This is a genomic window from Huaxiibacter chinensis, from assembly GCF_022171985.1.
In the GTDB taxonomy this organism is placed as follows: Bacteria; Pseudomonadota; Gammaproteobacteria; order Enterobacterales; family Enterobacteriaceae; genus Enterobacter; species Enterobacter chinensis_A.
The window spans coordinates 1-426 of record NZ_JAJVHF010000079.1 but is presented as its reverse complement, the minus strand read 5'-3'; the positions used below and the strand labels follow the sequence as shown (position 1 = coordinate 426).

Sequence of the window (426 nt, the reverse complement as noted above, 5' to 3'; positions counted from 1 at the left end):
TTAATATTCCTGTACTTGGTGTTACTGCGAAGGGGGGACGGAGAAGGCTATGTTAGCCGGGCGACGGTTGTCCCGGTTTAAGCATGTAGGCGGAGGTTCCAGGTAAATCCGGTACCTTATTAACGCTGAGGTGTGATGACGAGGCACTACGGTGCTGAAGTAACAAATGCCCTGCTTCCAGGAAAAGCCTCTAAGCATCAGGTAACATCAAATCGTACCCCAAACCGACACAGGTGGTCAGGTAGAGAATACCAAGGCGCTTGAGAGAACTCGGGTGAAGGAACTAGGCAAAATGGTGCCGTAACTTCGGGAGAAGGCACGCTGATGGTAAGTGAAGCGACTTGCTCGTGGAGCTGAAATCAGTCGAAGATACCAGCTGGCTGCAACTGTTTATTAAAAACACAGCACTGTGCAAACACGAAAGTG

1 rRNA gene is annotated in these 426 nt (G+C 50.0%); it reads left to right on the top strand.

Going from position 1 to position 426, the window contains the following annotated elements:
* Positions 1-426, top strand: a 23S ribosomal RNA gene (locus LZP96_RS24035); the annotation flags it as partial.